This window comes from Halomonas sp. KM007, from assembly GCF_050709225.1.
Lineage (GTDB): Bacteria > Pseudomonadota > Gammaproteobacteria > Pseudomonadales > Halomonadaceae > Vreelandella > Vreelandella hamiltonii.
Map to the genome: position 1 here is coordinate 1784167 of NZ_CP136131.1, position 20528 is coordinate 1804694.

Genomic DNA, 20528 nt, shown 5'->3' on the forward strand with positions numbered 1-20528 from the left:
GCGACCCTGTTTCTCAGGTACTGTCTGAAAACTGGCTGAATGGCCATTGCCAGCGTTTCAAACAGCACTTTTCGTTGCTTGGCTGACCCATATAACGAGGTTTCTCATGGCATCATCTGCACCCCGCCCCGTCGCCCTGATCATCCTGGACGGCTATGGTCACAACCCCGATAGCGCACATAACGCCGTGGCTGCCGCCCATACCCCGAACATGGATGCTCTGTGGGCCAAACGCCCCCACGCCTTCGTACACACCGATGGCCGCCATGTGGGGCTGCCCGATGGGCAGATGGGCAACTCGGAAGTGGGCCACATGAACCTGGGGGCTGGGCGCATCGTGTACCAGGACTTCACGCGGATCACCAAGGCCATCGAGGATGGCGACCTGGATACCAATGGCGTGCTGACCAAACCCATCGACGACGCCGTGGCCAACGGCAAAGCGGTACATTTGCTGGGCCTGCTCTCCCCTGGAGGCGTACACAGCCATGAAGACCACTTCATTGCCGTAGCAGAACTGGCAGCACGGCGCGGCGCTCAGCGAATCTACGTGCACGCCTTCCTGGATGGCCGCGACATGCCCCCGCAAAGCGCGCTGGCCTCCATCGAGCGCGCCAATGCCCGGCTTGCCGAGCTGGTCGGTGCCGACAACGGCTTCGTGGCCTCAATCATTGGCCGCTTCTTCGCCATGGACAGAGACAACCGCTGGGAGCGGGTCGAGCAGGCCTACCGCCTGCTCACCGAGGGTCATGCCGACCATACCGCCACCAGCGCTGAAAGCGGCCTGCGGGATGCCTACGCGCGTGGTGAAACCGACGAGTTCGTGGCGGCCACCAGCGTTCCCGTCAACGGTAGCGCCATGACGTTACAAGATGGCGACGCGGCGATCTTTCTGAACTTCCGCTCTGACCGAGCCCGCGAACTGACCCGCGCCTTCACCGATGCAGATTTTACCGGTTTCCAGCGCCAGACCCGGCCTGCCCTGGCGGGTGACGGCCTGGTGATGATGACCCAGTACGCCGCCGACATTGCCGCTCCGGCGGCGTTTCCCCCCACCGACCTCACCGATACGCTGGGCGAAGTGGTGTCCAAGCGCGGCCTGACCCAGCTGCGCATCGCCGAAACCGAGAAGTACCCTCATGTGACGTTCTTTTTCTCGGGGGGTAACGAAGCCGAGTATGACGGCGAAGAACGTATCCTGGTGCCGTCGCCTCGTGATGTGAAAACCTACGACGAAAAGCCGGAAATGAGCGCGTTCGACATCACCGACAAGCTGGTGGACGCCATCGACAGCGGCCGCTTCGACCTGATGGTGTGCAACTACGCCAACGGCGACATGGTCGGTCACACGGGGGATTTTGCCGCCGCCGTCAAGGCCATTGAAACCGTCGACACCTGCGTTGGGCGGGTCGTGGAGGCCATCGAGCGGGCCGGTGGCGCCTGCCTGATCACCGCCGACCACGGCAATGCCGAACAGATGGTGCACCCGGTGACCGGCGAGCCGCAAACCGCTCACACCACCTTCGTGGTACCGCTGATCTACGTCGGTGAGCGCGAGGCTCAGCTGTCGGACGGCCGTCTGTGCGATTTGGCACCCACGCTGCTGGCGATGATGCATCAGCCACAGCCAGACGCGATGACGGGCCAGTCACTGCTGCGCTTCGCCTAATGCCATCGTGGCAACGGCTGCCCTTGCTGGCGCTGCTGATGCTGGGCACGTCCGCTGCCGTCGCGCAGGATGAGCGTGCCGCCCAGCAGCAGCTGGATGCGCTAGGCCAGCAAATCGATGCCATGACCCAACAGTTGGGCGTGACGGACCAGGCCCGTGACAGCGCCCAACAGGCCCTGCGTGCCGTCGAGACGGAGCTGGCCCAAACGCACCAGCGTCTGGACCAGCTGCAGGGGGAACGCCGCCAACTGAACGAAGAGAGCGAGCAACTGCGCCAGCACCGTGAGCGGCTCGAGCAGGAAAGAGCGGCGCAATACACAGCGCTGGGCCAGCAGCTGGCGGCCCTCTACCGGCTGGGGCCCACCCCTCAGCTCAAGCTGCTGTTGAACCAGAGCAACCCCGCCGAGCTGGACCGCATGCAGGCCTACTTGAACCGCTTGACGCAGGCGCGGCAACGTCGCCTGGGCGACATTGCCCGCCTGGATACCGCGCTGGTGGATACCGAGCAGGCGCTGGCCGAGCGCCAGACCCGGCTGGATACCCTGGCGGACGAGCTGGAAGCGCAGAGTGCGCTGCTGGCCCGCCGCACGGAGGAGCGGCGCAGCGTCGTGACCACGCTGGATGACCGTTACGAGAGCGAAGCCGACCGTCTGGCCGATCTCAGCCAGAGCCGCGAGCAGGCCGAACAGCAGCTACGCGCCATCCAGGCCGAGCTTGCCCGACTGGCCGAACCGACGCCCTCCACCAACATCACCCGCACCCAGGGCGACCTGCCCTGGCCAGTACAGGGCGCCATCACGGCCAGCTTCCAACGCCGTCAGGGCGTGCATTACAACGGTATCGTGATTCAAGCGGGCGCCGGCACGGCGGTCACGGCCGTCCACTCTGGGCGGGTGGTCTTTGCGGACTGGATGCGGGGGTTCGGCAACCTGATGATCATCGATCATGGTGATCAGATCATGACCCTGTATGCCCATCTTCAGCAGTTCGATGCCCGCCCGGGCCAGCAAGTGAACCGAGGCGACCGCATCGGCCGAGTGGGCAACAGCGGAGGGCAGCCTTCGTCCGCGCTCTATTTCGAAGTGCGGCGAGGGGGCGCACCAATTAACCCGCAACGTTGGATTGCACGACGTTGACGGGATAAGCTGATAGCAGCGGCATCCATGAAGGTGTCGCGCCAATCGTCTCAACCCCTGCGGCGCCCAGCGGCGCTGCCTTTCGCCTTGCGGAGTACGCATGACGCTATCTGTAACCGAGGTATCGGCCCCTGCCAAGCGTTTCTTGGCGACCCTGCTTCCGCTCGCGCTGCTGGCAGCTCCCTTACCCTTGGCGGCTCAAACGGCCAATAGCGTCGCCGACGACCTTCCGCTGGAAGAGATCCAGACCTTCGCCGAGGTGTTCGAACGCATCAAACGGGCCTATGTCGAGGAAGTGGATGATCGCACGCTGCTGCGCAATGCCATGCGCGGCATGCTCAGCGAGCTGGACCCTCACTCGGCCTACCTGGATGCCAACGAGTACCAGAGCCTTCGCGAGTCCACCCAGGGCGAGTTCGGCGGCATCGGCATCGAAGTCGGCACCGAGAATGGTCAACTCATGGTGATCACTCCCATCGACGATACACCGGCCTCCCGCGCGGGCCTGCTGTCGCGGGACATCATCATCGCCATCGATGGCACACCCACCGATAACCTCTCCTTGCAGGAAGCCGTCAACCTGATGCGGGGCGAGCCGGGCAGCCAGCTGCGGCTGTCCATTCTGCGCGCGGGCGAAGATACCCCACGAGACCTTACGCTGACCCGGGAAATCATCCGTAGCGAAAGCGTGCGCCATGAAACCCTGGAGCCTGGCTACGGCTATTTACGTATCAGCCAGTTCCAATCACGCACGCCGGAACAGGCACGCCGCGCCCTCGAGCGCATGGCTCGCGAACAGCCGCTCGAAGGCCTGATTCTGGATTTACGTAACAACCCTGGCGGGGTACTGCAGGCGGCGGTGGGCGTGGCCGACCTCTTCCTGGATAGCGGGCTGATCGTGTATACCGAAGGTCGCCTGTCGGATACCGAGATGTCCTTCTCGGCATCGCCCGATACGCCTGCGCGTGATGTACCGCTCGTGGTGCTGATCAACAGCGGCAGCGCCTCCGCCGCAGAGATCGTGGCGGGTGCGCTTCAGGACCAGCGCCGTGGAGTCATCATGGGCACCGAAAGCTTTGGCAAAGGGTCGGTGCAGCAGATCATGCCGCTAGGCAATGGCGAAGGGCTGAAGCTGACCACGGCGCTGTACTACACGCCCAATGGCCGCTCCATCCAGGCGCAGGGCATCGAGCCGGACGTGGAAGTGGTGCGTGGCCGCCTGGAAGTGGCCGAAAGCCGCCGTGAACTGCGCGAAGCCGACCTGGAAGGGCATCTGGGCAGTCAGAACCAGCCCCGCGAGCGCGCTGCCATGTCGCAGCGGCTGCGCGACGACTATCAGCTCAGCGAAGCGCTCAACCTGTTGAAAGCGCTCAATGTCGTCGACCGGCGCCGCTAACGGCACGTGCTCGGCAGGCGACCTCTTTCACCGGTGGCCTGCCGCATGATGAGCCGCTTGAGTGGCACCCACTGGTTCATGCCACTCATGCCGACATTACGCAGCAGGGTCAGGCCCGGCTGCTGACTGCCAAACAGCCCCTTGAAGCCCTTCATCAGGGCCAGCATGGCCGTATTGTCGAGACGACGGCGGCGTTCGTAGCGCGACAGGATGGTCAGGCTGCCCCAGGGCGAGCCACGCCGCCAGGCAGCAACCACTTCTTCCGCCAACACCGCCGCATCCATCAGCCCAAGGTTCACCCCTTGCCCCGCCAAGGGGTGAATGCTGTGCGCCGCATCCCCCACCAGGGCAAAGTGCTCCTGCACATAGCGGCGGGCGTGGCGTTGTACCAGCGCAAAGCGATAGGCTCGATCAAGCACCGTGACAGCCCCCAGACGGTGATCGAAGGCACGACCCAAGTCCTCTCCCAGCGCTTGCGGTGCCAGCGACTCAAGCCGGGCCGCCTGCTCGGGTGGCACGGACCACACAATCGAGCACAGCCGATCATCGCCGTCCACGGTCAACGGCAGGAAAGCCAGCGGGCTGCCGCTTACGAAGGCCTGACGGGCCGTCGCTCCATGGGCGTGCTCACAGCGCACGGTGGTGACCACCGCTTCCTGGCCCATGGACTCCTCTGCCACCTCGATGCCCGCCAGTTCGCGCAGCACAGAGCGCGCACCATCGGCCGCCACTAGCAGCGGGGTTTCCAGCTGGCGGCCATCCTCCAATACCAGCCAGCGCCCTTTGGAACTGGTCTGCAGCGCGGAGACGCGCACGCCATTCAGCCGGGTCAACGTCGGCAGGTTGGCCAGCTGTGCATTGAGTGCGGCCAGGGTCACGTCGTTCTCGACGATATGCCCCAGCACGGCGGTGCCCGCCTCGTCCGCCGAAAAGTGGATGTTGCCACTGCCCTCGGCGTCCCATACCTGCATGTAACGGTAAGGAGTGATACGCGTCGCCGCCATGGCAGGCCAGGCGCCCAGATGGTTCAACAGCCGCTGTGACACCGGCGTCAGGGCGCTGACACGGGGCGCCGGTAGCGCCTGGGCCACCCCTTCCAACTGCAGAGGCTTCTCACGGGCCTCGACCAGCGCGACCTGCATACCGGCCTTGGCCAGCAACCCTGCCACGCTGGCCCCGACCATGCCGGCCCCCACCACCACCGCATCGAAACGCGTGACCGTGGTTCCCTGTTCTGCTTGAATCGTCATAGCCAATCCTTAATGTGTCAGCGCCAATGGTGCGCGCTACCGTCCCAGCGCTATCGTTCTAGCCCCATGGCTCGGCGTGCCAACCCCCGGCGCAGCGGTCCCACCAGGTTCAGGCCAATCAATCCGGCACCACGGGCATGGGGCAGCAGTGGCAGCGAAGCACCGAACAGCCGCACCAGGCCATCGCTGAAACGGATGACGTTGGCACGATCATGGGCACGACGGCGCTCGAAAGCCGCCAGGGTTGCCAGACTGCCCAAGGGCTGCTGGTGTTGGGCAGCCTGGGCCAGCGCCTCGACCAGATCCATCACGGAGCGCAGTGCAAGATTGAAGCCCTGCCCAGCCACGGGGTGCAGCGCGTGTGCAGCATTGCCAAGCACCGCTAGCCCCGGCCTTACCGGCTCTTCGGCAGTCACCAGCGAAAGCGGATAGCAATAACGCTGCCCAAGCCGATTGAAGCGGCCTACCCGGTCGCCGAACGCTTGCTGCAGCTGGCTCAAGAACGCCTGCTCAGACAGCGCCATGCGCGCCTGCTCACCCCCGCTGGGGTGTGTCCAGACCAGCTCCATGGCCTGACCGGGCAAGGGCAACAGCGCAATGGGGCCGTCTGCGGTGAAGCGCTCGTAGGCGACCCCGTGGTGCGGCTGACTGACCCCCACATGGGCAATCACGGCGGTTTGTTCATAAGAGTGACGACGGCTTTGAATGCCCAACTGTTCTTTCAAGCCCGAGCGGCCTCCGTCGGCCAGTAACGTCAGCGTGGCAGTCAGTTCACTGCCATTCGACAGGCGAAGATGATGCTGCCCCCCTGCCTGCGGGGTCAGCGACGTGACCGAGGCGGGGCAGTGCCATTCGATGGGGAGTTGCTGCAATCGACGGTGCAGTACCTGCCCCATCCAGGCGTTGGGAATCACATGCCCCAGCGCCTCGACGCCCAGCTCTTCCGCGCTCAGGCGTGTCGCCCCCAAACGTCCACGCTCGCTGATATGAATGCGCTGGATGGGCGTGGACTCGGCCTGCATCTCCTGCCACACGCCCAGTTGGCGAAAGCGCTGGGCGGAACCCTCGGCAATGGCGCTGGCACGCGCATCGAAGCTGGGCTGCCAGGTGGCCTGGTCGCTCGTGTCTGGCAGTGCCTTGGCCTCGATCATGGCCACGCGCCAACCAAAACGCTCGATCAGAGGCGCGAGGGCGCACCCCAGGCTGGCGCCTACCAAGCCCCCCCCCACGATCACGATATCGTGAGTGGCAGGCCGCTCACTGGAAGCTTCTGTTACCGCTGCGGACACCTGCATTCACCTCTCCTGACGTGGCTTGGCTGTTCAGCCCACGCGAATCATCGTAACCCATAACGTAATTTACATAACGAATTCATCGGTTTTGTCGACTGGTCACTATTTAGCCATCAATTGCTCGATGGCCTCGACCTGCTTGGGAACCCCATCGGTGATCACCTCTCCCCCAAGGGCAGTGACCACCACGTTGTCTTCGATACGAATACCGATCCCACGGTAAGCCGTAGGAATATCGTCATCACAAGGGATATACAGGCCGGGCTCAATGGTCAGTACCATGCCCGGTGCCAGCGGCCTGGGCGTGTTTTCATCGAGTCGATAAGTCCCCACATCGTGGACGTCCAGACCCAGCCAGTGCGACGTGGAGTGCAGATAAAAGCGTCGATAGCTCTCGTCATCGATCCGCGCCTGCACCTCGCCTTCCAAAAGCCCCAGGTCGATGAGGCCCTTGGTCAAATCGTGCACGACCCCTTGATGAATATCGGCCAGGGTAGCGCCTGGAGCGACGGCGTTCACAGCGCGCTCCTGAGCCTCCAGCACCACCTGGTAGAGCGCTCGCTGGGCATCGCTGAAGCGACCGGAGACCGGGAAAGTGCGGGTGATGTCGCCAGCGTAGAGATCGAACTCGGCGCCCGCATCGATCAGCACCAGCGACCCTGCCTCCAGCGCATCGCTGTTTTCAATATAGTGCAGCACACAGGCGTTGGCGCCGCCGCCCACGATAGTGCTGTAGGCGGGACCGCTGGCCCCTTGCCACATGAACGCGTGCTCCAGTTCGGCCTGAAGCTGATACTCATACACGCCTGCCTGGCAGGTGCGCATGGCACGTACATGGGCCTGAGCAGAAATGGCCGCCGCATGGCGCAGCAGGGCGATTTCCCCCGGACTCTTGATCAGCCGCATCTCATGGATGAGTGGGCGGCAATCCAGCCAGCCTTTCAAGGCGGGCTTACCACGGCGCACGCTCGCCTGGGCCTGGGCTAGCGCCTCTTCCAGCAGGCTGATCGCTTCGGGATTGTCCAGCGGCGCGTAGAGCAGTTCGCGGCCATCGAGCAGCCTTGCCAGTTGCACATCGCGCTGGGCGTTCTCGAAGGCCTGGTCGACCCCCAGCTGCTGCTCCACCCCGCCTGCACCCAACCGACGGCCCGTCCAGGCCTCCAGCGTGGGGTCCCGGTCCTGGCAGAACACCACACTGCTGCCTTCGGCACGCCCAGGCAGCAGCACCAGCAGGCCGTCGGGCTCTTGCAGGCCCGTGAGGTAGTAAAAGTCGCTCTGCTGACGGAAGCGATATTCGCTATCGTGGGAGCGTGTCACTAACGATGCTCCCGGTATCAGCATGGCCGCGTTCGGCGGCAGCTGGGCCATCAGCGCCTCACGCCGCTGGCGGTACTCGTCAGGCCCAATGGGCGCGGGGCGCGGCAATCGCTCAGGCAACATAGTGGCTCCTTGCGTATTCTGCAGAACAGTCAGATATCAGTGGACGGGGGCGTCGACCTGCTCGACCTGGGGCTGGCCCGGGTGCTGCTCGGTATACAGCAGCATGGCCGCCATGCGCGCGTGCTCGGTCAATGCAAACAGGTCGTTCTCGTTGTCCGAGCTATCATCGATATCGGTTTCGATCTGACTCAGCCCCGCCAGATCTTCGATAGCCTCACGCAGGGTCTGCGACCAGCGCTCTCGCAGCGTGTCATCGGCCACCTCTTCGACGACTTCCATGAAGCCCAGCGTCCACTCCTTGAGCCCTTGGGCCTGTTCGGCAAGCGAGAACAGCTCATCCGGCAGCAGCGGCGCGTAATTCAAGTCGCTGGCACTCAAGGCTTCCAGCGTCTGACGTCGCCAGCCCAACAGTCGCTCTGCACTTGCCTGGTCCCGAGGCTGTTCGACACCGAGGCCCAGGCAAACCTCTTCCAGCCACCCTTCGGCACTCACATCACGCAGCGCCAGCAGGCCACATAGGCGCCCATCCAGAAAAGCGGGAGACTGCATGCTCCCGTGCAATAAAAATACATCCGCCACGTCAGAAAAGTCCTGGCGCTCGTCAATCAATGACATGTTTTGTGCTCGCTTTAGCAAAAGTCAGAGTAAGATTCTGCGCAGAGCGCGGCCGGTACGTGCGTTGACCCCGTACGAGCGGCTCTCTTATAGTGAATATCGTCTATCCATCCTATTTATGTGATGTTAACGCATTGGGGCCCTGACTGGCCCGTGCTGGAGTCAATGATGAGTACCGCCAAGCGGCCAACGAAAGAGATCACCCTATTGGGGCGCAGCTATGTCATTGCCTGCGATAACGGGCAGGAGGTGCAGCTGGAGCGCGCTGCTCGCTATCTGGACAGAGCCATGCACGGTATTCACGCCCAGAGCAGCGTGTTAGGCAACGAGCGCATTGCCATCATGGCCGCGCTGAACATCACCCATGAATTGCTGGAAGCGCTGGACGAGCACCGTGCGGGTGAGGCTAACCTGAGCCGCCTCAATGAGCGCCTCGAACGAGCGTTGGCAGGTACTCGCAAGCCAACGGACGCGTAAAGAGAGCCGTTCGGGGCATGGATGCTTTGGCATTGGCAGCGCCTCTGTTAGGATAGGGATGTTCTCTGGAATGCGCGCCAGTCGTTATAGTCCCTCGAGCCTATACGCAGTACCAGGGGGCCAAATGCTAGCCAGACCCGTGCGCATGTCCGTGCGTCGGAAAGCCTGACGGTCTGGCTGCGGCCACCCACCTGAACCAATAGGTTCAGGGCCAGAACGACAGCGGCATTCTGGGGAACACTTCAACATGGCCTGATAGCGATGACGCATACGACGCCCGATGAGAAGCAGGCCCTGCGCCGAGAACTCAAACGTAGACGCAAGGCGCTGACCGCCAGACAGCAACGGCAGGCGGCCCGCTCACTCTGCCAGCGCCTGAGGCGTCAGCCCGAAATCAGACGCGCCAAACGCATCAGTCTCTACCTGCCGATCCATGGCGAAATCGACCCGACACCCCTGATCGCATGGCTTCGCCAGCGACGCACCACGATCTACCTTCCTGTGCTACGCCCTTTCAGCGCCAACAGCCTATGGTTCGTGCGTTACGACCAGCATACCCCCATGGTCAAGAATCGTTTCGGCATTGCCGAGCCCTGCCCACGGTTTGCTGCCCACCGTGGCCATAGGCTGCCCGCCTGGGCACTGGATACGCTGATCGTACCGCTGGTCGGGTTCGACCAGCAGGCCAACCGCATGGGCATGGGGGGAGGGTTTTACGACCGCAGTCTGGCCTTCATGCGCAGACCTGGCCCGGCTCCCGCCTTGATTGGGGTGGCGCACGCTTGCCAACAGGTCGACCAGCTGCCGTTGGAGCCCTGGGATATTCCGCTCACGGCCGTGGTCACCGATCAAGCCACGGTACGCCCCATAAAAAGGGCTGATCCATGATCAGCCCTCTTGTTTGACCTTTTGCAGGCTCGCGACGTCGATACCGCTCTACCCTGCTACCATTGATCAACTTCCCGATATTGCCTGGGCATAGCCAGTCGCCAAAACCCCAAGCAAAAACACCACGGTTAGCGCCATGACCATATCAGGTTTTCTTCGCCGCATGCCTAATCTCCAACGTCTTTCCAAATGCCGGTAGCCCTGGGTGCGTCACCAAGGGGTTGCCTTTGGAAAGATGACACACCTCATTATTTTCGCCGACGACTATAGGGCTATAAGGGGGGTAGTGACAACCGCTATTGGCACTATTTTCACCCCTTAATTAAACGTTTTAGTCTTGTGAACCTGGCGGGCAGTCCTTGTCTGCGAAGTTAGCAAACACTTACATTCATTTACGCCATGAAAAGCCGATAGGCGGGATTGTCGCTCTCCTGCCAATAGCGGTAACCAATGGCATCCAGGTACTCGGTCACGTGGGTTCGGTCCTCACTGGGCACCTGCATGCCCACCAGCACACGGCCGTAAGCGGCGCCGTGATTACGGTAGTGGAACAATGAAATATTCCAGTCATGGGGCAGTTGGGTGAGGAAGTTCATCAAAGCCCCTGGGCGTTCCGGAAACTCGAAACGATAAAGCTCTTCCTCGAAGTGCTCGCTGGGACGACCACCACTGAGATGGCGAATATGCAGCTTTGCCAATTCGTTATCGGTCAAGTCCTCGACCTGATACCCGCCTTCGCGCAGCTTTTCGATCACCGCCAGGCGGTCTTCGCCACCTGGTTTTACCTGCACGCCAACAAAGATATGGGCCTCGCTGTCATCGGCATAACGGTAGCTGAATTCGGTCACCATACGTTTGCCCAGCGTTCGGCAGAACTTCTTGAAGCTGCCAGGCTTTTCAGCAATGGTGACGGCCAGAATGGCTTCACGTTGCTCACCGAGCTCCGTCCGCTCGGCAATATGCTGCAAGCGGTCAAAGTTGGTGTTGGCTCCCGAATTGATGCACAACAGGGTTTCTCCCTCGGCACCGGTCTGCTGCACGTATTTCTTCAGGCCGGCCAACGACAGCGCTCCAGACGTTTCCGCCACGGCACGGGTATCTTCAAAAATGTCCTTGACCGCCGCGCACATCTCATCGGTGTTCACGGTAATGACATCGTCGATCAGGTCACGCACCAGAGAGAACGGCACGTCGCCAATTTGCGCCACGGCCACGCCTTCTGCAAACACGCCCACCTGCTCCAGCACGACGCGCTCTCCGGCCTCCAGAGCCGCTTTCAAGCAAGCACTATCCTCGGCCTCGACGCCAATGATCTTGATGTCAGGACGCAGGTATTTCACGTAGGCCGCCACCCCGGCAATCAGCCCACCACCGCCTACCGGGATGAAAATCGCATCCAGCCGCCCGCTATGCTGGCGCAGGATCTCGACCCCGATGGTGCCCTGGCCCGCCACGACGTCGATATCGTCAAACGGCGGAATATAGGTGTAGCCATGCTCCTTGATCAGCTCCTGCGCATGCTCGGCTGCGGCGGCAAAGGCGTCGCCCTTCAGCACCACTTTTGCCCCCCGCGCACGTACCGCCTGCACTTTGATATCCGGCGTGATGCGAGGCATCACGATGACGGCCTTCACGCCCATCAATTTGGCCGCCATGGCCAAGCCCTGTGCATGGTTGCCCGCCGAGGCAGCAATCACCCCTTTGGCTTTCTGTTCTTCCGTGAGCTGGGCCATCTTGTTGTAGGCCCCGCGGATCTTGAACGAAAACACCGGCTGCAAGTCTTCGCGCTTGATCAAAATCTGGTTGTTGAAACGACGCGACAAAAAGGGAGCGGGGGAAATAGGCGTCTCGCAGGCCGCTTCGTAGACACGGGCCTGGAGAATCTTTTTGACGGTTGCTTCGAGCATGCTGATATCCCGGAAAAATGGCGTGACCCTGGCGGGTGCGAACAAAACCTCTATTGGTAGCAGATGACAGCCGCCAACGTCTAGCGGCGTTGCCATCGGCAGCGGGCGTTCAGGCCGTTATACTAAGGACGACTGCCCACCCTGATTGGACTCCATCATGACACAAGACGAACTAAAAGCCGCTGTCGCCGATGCCGCGCTCGATGAAATCGAGCCATATCTCGAAAAAAGCACCGTGCTGGGCATTGGCACCGGCTCCACCGCCAACCTGTTCATTGATCGTTTGGGCGCGTTACGCGACCGCTTCAAAGGGGCCGTGGCCAGCTCAGAGGCCAGCGCAGAGCGCTTGAAAGCACAGGGTATCGAGGTCTTCGAACTCAATCACGTTGGCAACGTCCCCTTTTACATCGACGGTGCCGACGAAGTGAATGCTCACTTGCATATGATCAAAGGTGGGGGTGCCGCACTGACGCGTGAAAAGATCGTCGCCGCCTGCGCCGAGTGCTTCATCTGTATTGCCGATGGCTCGAAATACGTCGCCCAGCTCGGCAACTTTCCCCTGCCGGTAGAAGTGATTCCCATGGCGCGCTCTTATGTGGCCCGCGAGCTGGTCAAACTCGGTGCCGAACCCGTTTACCGTCAGGGCGTCATCACCGACAACGGCAACCAGATCATCGACTGCTTCAACTTCATGATCGACGACCCGGTAGCCATGGAAGCGCGTATCAATGGCATCGTCGGCGTAGTCACCAACGGCCTGTTTGCTGCACGCGGTGCCGATGTATTGCTGCTGGGTAAAGCGGATGGCGTAGAGCGCACGGCCTTACGCTGAGCTCTCGCCAAAGCCTGGCCTTGGCCAGGACTAATCCCCGGCCAAGGCCAGGCACCGGCCAAGCCCATCCAGCGTGCGCCAAAGCGCCCCGCGCTGGGCTGTGATTGCCGCTTGCCCAGCCAGCCCGCGCTGCCTGGCACACTCAGGGTTGGTGATGTGTTCTACCAGAACGCTTGCCAGCGCATCTGGCGTGTCAACCATCGTTAGTGCCTTGGCGGCCAAGAGCGGCTCGGCAACATCGCTGAAGTTTTCCAGTGACGGACCACACAGCACGGGCTTACCCAGTGCAGCGGGCTCCAACACGTTGTGCCCGCCCAGTGGCACCAGGCTCCCCCCCACATAGGCGACACTGCCCGCAGCGTACAGCGTCGCCAGCTCGCCCAGCGTATCCCCCAGGTAGACCTGGGTGGCGGGCGTGACGGGCTGTTGCTGGCTTCGACGACTCACCTTGAACCCTTCACGCTCACACTGGGCCGCCACTTCATCAAACCGCTGTGGATGCCTGGGCACCAGCACTAACAGCGCCGCGGGGAAGCGCGTGAGCAATTGACGATGGGCAGCCAGCAGCAGCGCCTCTTCCCCGTCTCGGGTAGAGCCAGCGACCCACACGGGACGCTGACCCCAGGCATTAAGTAAGTACTCACTCTCTTCCAATAGCCTTTCAGGAAAGGCTTGTTCGAACTTCAGTGACCCGACCACGGTGGTGGATTCAGCCGCACAGCCCAGCGCGTGAAAACGCTCGGCGTCCTCTGGCGACTTGGCAGCCAGCCACGTCACGTTGGCCAAGGCCCCCTGCATCAGCGGGCGCAAACGCTGGTAGCGGCCAAACGCGCGGGGCGATAGTCGGCCGTTCACTACGGCAACGGGCACCGCCTGCCGATGGCAGGCGTGAAGCAGGTTCGGCCACAGCTCGGTTTCAAACAGGATGGCAAGGTCCGGCTGTACGCGAGCCACAAAACGCCTGGCCGCGCCGGGAAAATCCAACGGCAAAAAACGGTGGGCAAGGCGCGTCTGGTCGGCAGTCTCCTGTTCTGCTATCAACGCCTGTGCCTGTCTGGCGCCGGTAGCCGTCATGGTGGTCAGCAGCAGGCTGTGGTGAGGAAAGCGCGCCAGCAGCCCTTCGATCAGCGGGCGTGCGGCGCGCACTTCCCCCACGGAAGCGCAGTGCAGCCAAAGGCGCGGCGCGGGCGGGAGTGGTGCAAGGCGCAGTCCCAGCCGCTGGAGTCGTGAGCAAGTGGGGACTTGCTCACGCCAGATGCGCCAGCCAATCAAGGGCGCCAGCCCATACAGCACAGCCGAATAGGCCAGCCGTGGCCAGCGGGGGGCAGTCATCAACTTTCGCGATCCAGAATCGAGCTGATCATTGCCGTGGTGGAAACACCATCCTCGAAGCCCAGCACCTTGACTTCGCCCCCGTTGGCAATCACGGCGCTGCCGCCAGCAATGTCTTCGGGGCGGTAGTCGCCGCCTTTGACCAGAATATCCGGCAATACTTGCTCGATCAGGGCGGCAGGCGTGTCGTCACTGAACGGCACCACCCAATCCACCGCGCCGAGCCCCGCCAGCACCTGCATCCGTCGGTTCAACGGGTTGATGGGGCGCTTCGGCCCTTTCAACCGGCCAATGGACGCATCATCGTTCACCGCCACGACCAGCCGGTCACCCAGGCGCTTGGCCTGTTCCAGGTAGGCCACATGGCCTGCGTGGAGAATATCGAAGCAGCCATTGGTCATCACCACCCGCTCACCGCGCAGCTGCGCAGCGCGAACGGCATCGATCAGAGGCGCTGGCTCGATCACGCCGAACTCGGCCAGCTTGTCGCCATGCAGCGCGGTGTAAAGCTCGGCAATGGAGAGCGTGGCGGTACCCGGCTTGGCCACCACCAGGCCCGCGCCCAAGTTGGCCAGCATCATGGCTTCCGGCAGCGCATGGTTAGCGGCCAGGGCCAGGCCCATCAGGCCAATCACGGTATCGCCGGCCCCCGTGACATCGAACACTTCCTGGGCACGGGTGGGCAGGTGCAGCGGTGCATGGCCTTCACGGATCAGCGTCATGCCCTTCTCGCTGCGGGTAATCAGCAGCGCTTCCAGTGCCAGCTTGGCACGCAGCGCTTCGCCTCGCTCGGCCAGGATAGCGTCGGTGGCACAGGGGCCCGCCACGGCCTCGAACTCGGCCAGGTTAGGAGTGATCAGGCTGGCTCCCCGGTACTTGGTGAAATCCTGACCCTTGGGGTCGATCAGTACCCGCTTGCCGTGCTGGCGAGCCATCTCGATCAGTCGCTCGACCTGATTCAACGTGCCCTTGCCGTAATCCGACAGGATCACCACGTCGCATTCGGGCAGCGCCTGTTCCACTTGCGCCAGCAGGGCGCTGGTGTCCACGCTATCGAGGCGCTGCTCGAAATCCAGGCGCAGCAGCTGCTGGTTACGGCTCATTACACGCAGCTTGGTAATCGTTGGAACATCAGGGCTGCGCTGGAAGTAAGTGCTTACATTGGCTGCCGCCAGGCGCTTGGTGAGCAGCTCGGCATTGTCATCCTCTCCCACCAGGCCCGCCAGCGCGGCGTGCCCACCCAATGACGCCACGTTGAGCGCCACATTGGCCGCGCCGCCGGGGCGGTCATCGGCATCTTCCACGCGTACCACGGGCACCGGGGCTTCCGGTGAGATACGCGAGGTGCCGCCATGCCAGTAGCGGTCGAGCATGACATCCCCGACCACCAGTACGCGGGCATGTTCCAGGGCGGTTAGATCAACTTTCATCCGAGAGTCCTGTTGTGGTGTGCGCTGCGCTATGCGCCAGCAGCGCGTCTAACTTGGCAATGACGTCGTCCGCCTTGATCAGGTCCATGGCATCGGCATGCCGCACCCGCTGCCCCCAGCTCACTTCGTCCACCGATTTATGCAGATAGGTGCGTACCGCATCGGGGTACGCATTGACGGCAAAATCGCGCCACAGATAGGGCGCAGCCCGCTGGGGGTTGGTGGTGGCATAGAGGCCAAGCGTCGGCGTACCCATGGCGTTGCCCATATGCGCAGGGCCCGTATCCGGGGCAATCACCGCGCGAGCGTTATCGATCAGCGCCAGCACGCCCTTCAGCGAGGTGCCGCCGATGGCATTGATGACGCTCCCCGGCTGGCAGAGCGCCTCGATATGGTCGCCCATTTCACGCTCCAGGGGGCTGCCGCCCCCCGTGAGCACGCTCTTGAGACCATGCTGTACCCAGGCGTGTTCAATCACGCTGGCATACCCTTCCACGGACCAGTTGCGAAAATTGCGCAAGCGCGCATTGCTACAGGGGTTGATCACCAAATAAGGCGTGTCGCCACTGATTGCCCGGGCTTCCTCGTAGGCAACGGCAGGCACCGCGAGATTCCACTCCAGACGCTCGTCTTCGACGCCCAACAGACGCGCAAAATCCATGAACGACTCCAGCACATGGGCGTGCTCGTGGGGGGCTAGCTGGTGCTGGGTGAACCAGTGCTGGGCGTCCTTGGCACGGGCCTTGTCATACCCTACCCGGACGCTGGCTTTGAGACCGAGCGAGAGCACACTGGCACGAATGGCCTGCTGCATATGCAGCAGCACGTCGAAGCGGGTATCGGCCAGCTCACGCCAGATGGCCCGCATGCCGGCAAGCCCGGTCGCTTTGTCGTACACGACGAACTCGACCCCGGAAAGCCCGGCCAGTAAACTGTGCTCCCCCTTGCCGATAATCCAGGTAATGCGCGCATGCGGCCACTGGCGCTGCAACGCTCGCACCGTGGGCACGAGATTGCACACGTCTCCCAACGCGGAGAGGCGCAAAATGGCAATATGGTTTGGTTGAGCAGGCAGAGAGGGCTTCATGCGCTTAGCGGCACTCCAGCAGAAAAATGGGCTGATTTTACATGATGCAGACAGTTTAAGTGACGCCTGCGCATCACACCAACTGTCCTCCCCGACTCACCCACTGAGCACGGCGCTGTTCGAGGCAGATTACTGGCAATCGCGAGGCCTGGTAGTCGGCGAAGCACCCGGCCGGGGCAGCAGCCTGTTCCTGCAGGCACGCGACCATGAGCAGTGGGTGCTGCGCCCTTACCAGCGCGGCGGGCTCATCGCCAAGGTCAGCAAGCAGCGCTATGTCTGGCTGGGGGCAGAGCGCACACGAGCGTTTCGTGAAGTGCGCTTGACCGCCGCGCTGTATGAGCAAGGGCTTCCCGTGCCTCGCCCAGTGGCCTGCTGCGTCACTCGGTTCGGTTTGACCTATGAGGCGGCCCTGCTGACCGTACGCATCTCGGGCGCCCGAGCGCTCGCCTCCTTACTGAGCGCCGAAGAGGCAGACGAGGCGCTGTTGATGCGCGTAGGCGCCATGATCAAGCGGTTTCACCAGGCAGGGCTCGATCATGTGGATCTCAACGCCCGCAATATTCTGGTGGATGAGGCTGGCAAGCCCTGGCTCATCGATCTCGACCGCTGCCAACTGCGCCCGCCGGGCAAATGGCAAGCGGGCAACTTGCAGCGGCTGGAACGGTCTGTGGTGAAGTTTGCCAGTGCACGCCCGCACACTCACATCGTGGCGGGCTATCTGGCGGGCTCTCACTCGGGCAGTTGATATTCGCGCAGCAGTTTTTTCGCGTGCACGTCGAGCGCCATATGCGCGACCACCCATCGACGCGCCTCTTCACCCAGCACCCGTCTGGTCTCCGGCGCATCGATCAGTTCTTTCAGGGCAATGGACCACTCTTCAGCCGATAGCGGGTCGGCCAGGCGACCTCTTTGCTGGTCTATCAATTCAGGGATAGCACCGCTATTGGCCCCCACGACAGCACATTGGGCAGCCATGGCCTCGATGACGGTCAGCCCAAAGGCTTCATTACGCGAAGGGATACACGCGATATCGATGGCCTGGAGCAGCGCGGGTAAGTCCTGGCGAAATCCGAGAAAGTGGACGCGCTCTTGCAAACCAAGCGCTGCGACCTTTTGCTTGATCGCCGCTACAAATGATTCGTCAGCCCCTTCATCGGCAGTGACACCGCCAATGATCAAGCCATACCACAACGCTTGGCGATCCAACGATGCCAATGCCTCCAGCCACACCTCATGCCCTTTGCCGGGCGTCAGACGTCCTGGCAGTGCAATCAAACATCCGTCCTCAGGAAGGCCGAGCGCTGATTTGGCGTGCACCGCCCCTTGGTAGGCATCCACGTTCACGCCCAGCCCAAGGCAGTGAAGGCGCGCCTCCGAGACGGGCAATGCCTGCTTGTTGCGTCGATAGGTCGCCTGACTGATCGAAAAGACTTTTGTTACCCGCGAATAGGCCAAACGGTGATACACACCTTTCTTGGGGCGCGTCACTCCCATATGCTCGGTAAAAAACAGCTTCAAGCGAGGACGAAAGAGGCTGAGCAGTGCCGCAACACGCAGGTCACTCGACTTATGGCAGTGCACGATATCGATACGATGCCGGTCTATATAACCCAGCAACGCAGGTAGCGAAAGGAGTGCTCGGGCGGTACTCGGCACCGTGAACACGCTTGCTCCTGCGCCCTCCATACTGCTGGCGACACGCGACCCGGCGATGGCAAGGCCATGGTTCACCACCCCCAGGCGCTGCAATTCAGGCATAATGCGCGACGGGTACATCTCCAGTCCGCCCCACCCTTTCGACATACAGACCTGCATAATATGGTGAGCCACTGATACCTCTCTGCCATGACGTTGACACGGTTGACCATTATCACCCCAGGAGCCTTCATGAATCATCCCCAGACTGCGCAACCTCGCATTTTAGTGGTCCGCAACGACAAGATTGGAGATTTCATGCTGGCCTGGCCCGCCCTGGCCTGCTTGAAACAGGCAACGCCAGAGCCCCATGTCACCGTGCTGGTTCCTGCCTATACCGCCCCCTTGGCCAACGCGTGCCCATGGGTCGATGAGGTCATTATCGACCCCGGAAGCCAGGCCGATAAAGCGGCGCAGCAGGCGCTATTGTTTCACGTGAAACAATCGAAATTCGATGCCCTGCTAACGCTGTTCTCGACGCCACGCATTGGTTGGCTTGGCATGAAAGCAGGTATTCCGCTGCGTGTTGCCCCCGCGACCAAGTGGGCGCAGGTGTTCTATAACGTGCGGGTACGCCAACGCCGCTCGCAGTCAGCAAAGCCGGAGTACCAGTACAACGTCGATCTGGCCTGTGAGCTGCTGGCACGCCTTTCGCTGAAACTCTCTACCCTGCCTTCACCACCCTTCTGGCCGCTGGATGACGCACTGCGCCATGCACAGCGCCAAGCGTTGATAAACGATACGTCAGAGCGCGTGGTGGTCGTTCATCCTGGCAGTGGCGGCTCGGCGGTGAATCTATCGGTGGCACAGTACGCCGAGTTGATCACTCACGTTCACCAGCAGTGCCAGCACTTGCCACTACGCTGGCTGATCAGCGCTGGCCCTAGTGAGCAGCCTCAGGCACAAGAGTTGAGGGAGCAGCTAGCCAAACAGGGTGTTGAAGCAGACCACTTCCCCGACACCGCAGGTGTCGACGCCTTTGCCTTACAGCTTGGCGGAGCAGACATGCTGATTGCCGGCTCGACCGGCCCGCTGCATATCGCAGGCTGCCTGGACATCGCCACAGCGGGCTTTTATCCCGCCAAGCGCTCAGCCACGCCGCTGCGCTGGCAAACTTGCAACCGAGCGGAAAAGCGCCTGGCGTTTAGCCCGCCTTCAGGCGCTGACACACAGGACATGACTGCCATCGATCTCGACGCGGCAGCCCACCAGATCTCAGCGCTGCTTCTCGGCGGTTTGGGTACGCACCCATAGATCAGCGTACTTGGCGAACGTGGAATGCGCAGAGAGCAGAGCCAGCAGCAGCCCCTGCTTGCCATCCTTGAACCCGGCTTTGAGCACGTACATCTTGAGAAAGCAGGCCAGACCATGGCGAATGCCTTGCCATAGCGTGGCCGTTTTGCCCTGCGCAGCCCGCTGTTCTGCCCAGGCCTGGGCATAGTGGGCGGATTTCTCCAGATAGTGGCGCAGATCGCGGTAGGTGTAGTGAAGCAGGTCGCCGGATAACGGCTTTTCGGCAAGGCCTGCGTCGACGACCAGCTTCTCGTGCACCAACGCGGCGTTATACCCTGCCTGACCTTTCGGGTAGAGACGCAGCACTCGGTCTGGGTACCAGCCCGAGTGGCGAATGAAACGGCCAAAACACCAGGAGAGCCGACTCACGCTATAGGCAGCAGGCGGCTGCTGAACGGCGGCCTGAATGCTGTCACGCAATTCAGGGGTCACGCGCTCATCGGCGTCGACCATCAAAATCCAGTCACTGCTTACCAGGGCTTCTGCTCGCTGGCGCTGAATGCCAAACCCCTGCCAGTCGGCATTCACATGGACCTTATCCGTGAACGCGCGGGCAATCTCGCAGGTAGCATCCTGGCTGCCCGCATCCAGCACGACGATTTCATCGGCCCAAGTGAGCGTTTCCAGGCATTCACGCAAATGGTGGGCTTCGTTTTTGACGATCAACACAGCAGCAATAGTCACAGTTCACCTATCCCAGCGAATTTATATCAACGAATCTATAACAACGAGATGAGCGATCCATTCGCTCATGCTTCATGACCAGTTTCGTTGCATGCTACCACGACC

At 62.0% G+C, this 20528-nt stretch carries 18 protein-coding genes and 1 other RNA gene; 9 read left to right on the top strand and 10 right to left on the bottom strand.

Annotated elements, in window-relative coordinates; genetic code table 11:
- Window positions 1-106 precede the first annotated feature (106 nt).
- The 3 genes from gpmI to RVM27_RS08365 all read left to right on the top strand — a co-directional run bounded on the left by gpmI (window position 107) and on the right by RVM27_RS08365 (window position 4201).
- Window positions 107-1669, top strand: a complete 1563-nt coding sequence (gene gpmI, locus RVM27_RS08355; protein WP_193462037.1) for a 2,3-bisphosphoglycerate-independent phosphoglycerate mutase — start codon at window positions 107-109, stop codon at window positions 1667-1669.
- The gene (locus RVM27_RS08360; RefSeq protein WP_193462038.1) at window positions 1669-2805 is read left to right on the top strand and encodes a murein hydrolase activator EnvC family protein; all 1137 of its coding nucleotides are present in this window, start codon (window positions 1669-1671) and stop codon (window positions 2803-2805) included. The genes gpmI and RVM27_RS08360 overlap by 1 nt, the downstream gene beginning before the upstream one ends.
- Before the next feature lie 100 nt (window positions 2806-2905).
- Complete coding sequence (locus RVM27_RS08365) at window positions 2906-4201, top strand: S41 family peptidase (RefSeq protein ID WP_039179205.1); 1296 nt, start codon at window positions 2906-2908, stop codon at window positions 4199-4201.
- Here the strand turns inward: RVM27_RS08365 and RVM27_RS08370 are convergent.
- The 4 genes from RVM27_RS08370 to RVM27_RS08385 form a co-directional block, all read right to left on the bottom strand.
- Window positions 4198-5451 (bottom strand): UbiH/UbiF/VisC/COQ6 family ubiquinone biosynthesis hydroxylase, encoded by a 1254-nt coding sequence (locus RVM27_RS08370; RefSeq protein WP_227407397.1) that lies wholly within the window; start codon window positions 5449-5451, stop codon window positions 4198-4200. The genes RVM27_RS08365 and RVM27_RS08370 overlap by 4 nt on opposite strands.
- A 50-nt stretch (window positions 5452-5501) precedes the next feature.
- On the bottom strand, window positions 5502-6746 hold the full coding sequence (ubiH, locus tag RVM27_RS08375; protein ID WP_498957721.1) for a 2-octaprenyl-6-methoxyphenyl hydroxylase: 1245 nt from the start codon (window positions 6744-6746) through the stop codon (window positions 5502-5504).
- 99 nt (window positions 6747-6845) lie between these two features.
- The gene (gene pepP / locus RVM27_RS08380; protein ID WP_498957722.1) at window positions 6846-8183 is read right to left on the bottom strand and encodes a Xaa-Pro aminopeptidase; all 1338 of its coding nucleotides are present in this window, start codon (window positions 8181-8183) and stop codon (window positions 6846-6848) included.
- Between the two features lie 36 nt (window positions 8184-8219).
- A complete protein-coding gene (locus tag RVM27_RS08385; protein WP_498957723.1) occupies window positions 8220-8798 on the bottom strand; it encodes a UPF0149 family protein in 579 nt (192 codons plus the stop codon).
- Between the two features lie 168 nt (window positions 8799-8966).
- On the opposite strand from RVM27_RS08385, the gene RVM27_RS08390 reads away from it, so the two are divergent.
- From RVM27_RS08390 to RVM27_RS08400, 3 genes are all read left to right on the top strand, one after another.
- Window positions 8967-9275, top strand: a complete 309-nt coding sequence (locus RVM27_RS08390; protein WP_016915630.1) for a cell division protein ZapA — start codon at window positions 8967-8969, stop codon at window positions 9273-9275.
- Between the two features lie 59 nt (window positions 9276-9334).
- Window positions 9335-9516: non-coding RNA, 6S RNA (gene ssrS, locus RVM27_RS08395), on the top strand.
- Between the two features lie 20 nt (window positions 9517-9536).
- On the top strand, window positions 9537-10163 hold the full coding sequence (locus tag RVM27_RS08400; protein WP_498957724.1) for a 5-formyltetrahydrofolate cyclo-ligase: 627 nt from the start codon (window positions 9537-9539) through the stop codon (window positions 10161-10163).
- A 392-nt stretch (window positions 10164-10555) separates the two neighbouring features.
- Here RVM27_RS08400 and ilvA read toward each other — a convergent pair whose 3' ends face one another.
- The gene (ilvA, locus tag RVM27_RS08405; RefSeq protein WP_039179180.1) at window positions 10556-12070 is read right to left on the bottom strand and encodes a threonine ammonia-lyase, biosynthetic; all 1515 of its coding nucleotides are present in this window, start codon (window positions 12068-12070) and stop codon (window positions 10556-10558) included.
- Between the two features lie 157 nt (window positions 12071-12227).
- Between ilvA and rpiA the strand changes: the two genes are divergently transcribed.
- On the top strand, window positions 12228-12902 hold the full coding sequence (gene rpiA / locus RVM27_RS08410; RefSeq protein ID WP_227407395.1) for a ribose-5-phosphate isomerase RpiA: 675 nt from the start codon (window positions 12228-12230) through the stop codon (window positions 12900-12902).
- Window positions 12903-12932: 30 nt separating this feature from the next.
- On the opposite strand, the gene waaA is transcribed toward rpiA, so the two are convergent.
- The 3 genes from waaA to RVM27_RS08425 are packed head-to-tail and all read right to left on the bottom strand — an operon-like array spanning window position 12933 to window position 16751.
- Entirely contained in the window at window positions 12933-14234 is a 1302-nt protein-coding gene (gene waaA / locus RVM27_RS08415) for a 3-deoxy-D-manno-octulosonic acid transferase (RefSeq protein WP_498957725.1), read from the bottom strand.
- Complete coding sequence (hldE, locus tag RVM27_RS08420; RefSeq protein ID WP_498957726.1) at window positions 14234-15664, bottom strand: bifunctional heptose 7-phosphate kinase/heptose 1-phosphate adenyltransferase; 1431 nt, start codon at window positions 15662-15664, stop codon at window positions 14234-14236. The genes waaA and hldE overlap by 1 nt, the downstream gene beginning before the upstream one ends.
- Window positions 15654-16751: a glycosyltransferase family 9 protein gene (locus RVM27_RS08425; RefSeq protein ID WP_498957727.1), complete on the bottom strand. Its 1098-nt coding sequence runs from the start codon at window positions 16749-16751 to the stop codon at window positions 15654-15656. Before RVM27_RS08425 ends, hldE begins: the two co-directional genes overlap by 11 nt.
- On the opposite strand from RVM27_RS08425, the gene RVM27_RS08430 reads away from it, so the two are divergent.
- Window positions 16750-17496, top strand: a complete 747-nt coding sequence (locus RVM27_RS08430) for a 3-deoxy-D-manno-octulosonic acid kinase (RefSeq protein ID WP_498957728.1) — start codon at window positions 16750-16752, stop codon at window positions 17494-17496. The genes RVM27_RS08425 and RVM27_RS08430 overlap by 2 nt on opposite strands.
- On the opposite strand, the gene RVM27_RS08435 is transcribed toward RVM27_RS08430, so the two are convergent.
- Entirely contained in the window at window positions 17481-18581 is a 1101-nt protein-coding gene (locus tag RVM27_RS08435; RefSeq protein WP_498957729.1) for a glycosyltransferase family 4 protein, read from the bottom strand. The genes RVM27_RS08430 and RVM27_RS08435 overlap by 16 nt on opposite strands.
- Window positions 18582-18638: 57 nt before the next feature.
- On the opposite strand from RVM27_RS08435, the gene RVM27_RS08440 reads away from it, so the two are divergent.
- Window positions 18639-19700 carry a glycosyltransferase family 9 protein gene (locus tag RVM27_RS08440; protein ID WP_498957730.1) on the top strand — a complete coding sequence of 354 codons (1062 nt, stop codon included), beginning with the start codon at window positions 18639-18641 and terminating at the stop codon, window positions 19698-19700.
- Here the strand turns inward: RVM27_RS08440 and RVM27_RS08445 are convergent.
- A complete protein-coding gene (locus RVM27_RS08445) occupies window positions 19662-20423 on the bottom strand; it encodes a glycosyltransferase family 2 protein (protein ID WP_039179131.1) in 762 nt (253 codons plus the stop codon). The two genes, RVM27_RS08440 and RVM27_RS08445, sit on opposite strands and share 39 nt — an antisense overlap.
- Between the last annotated feature and the right edge of the window lie 105 nt (window positions 20424-20528).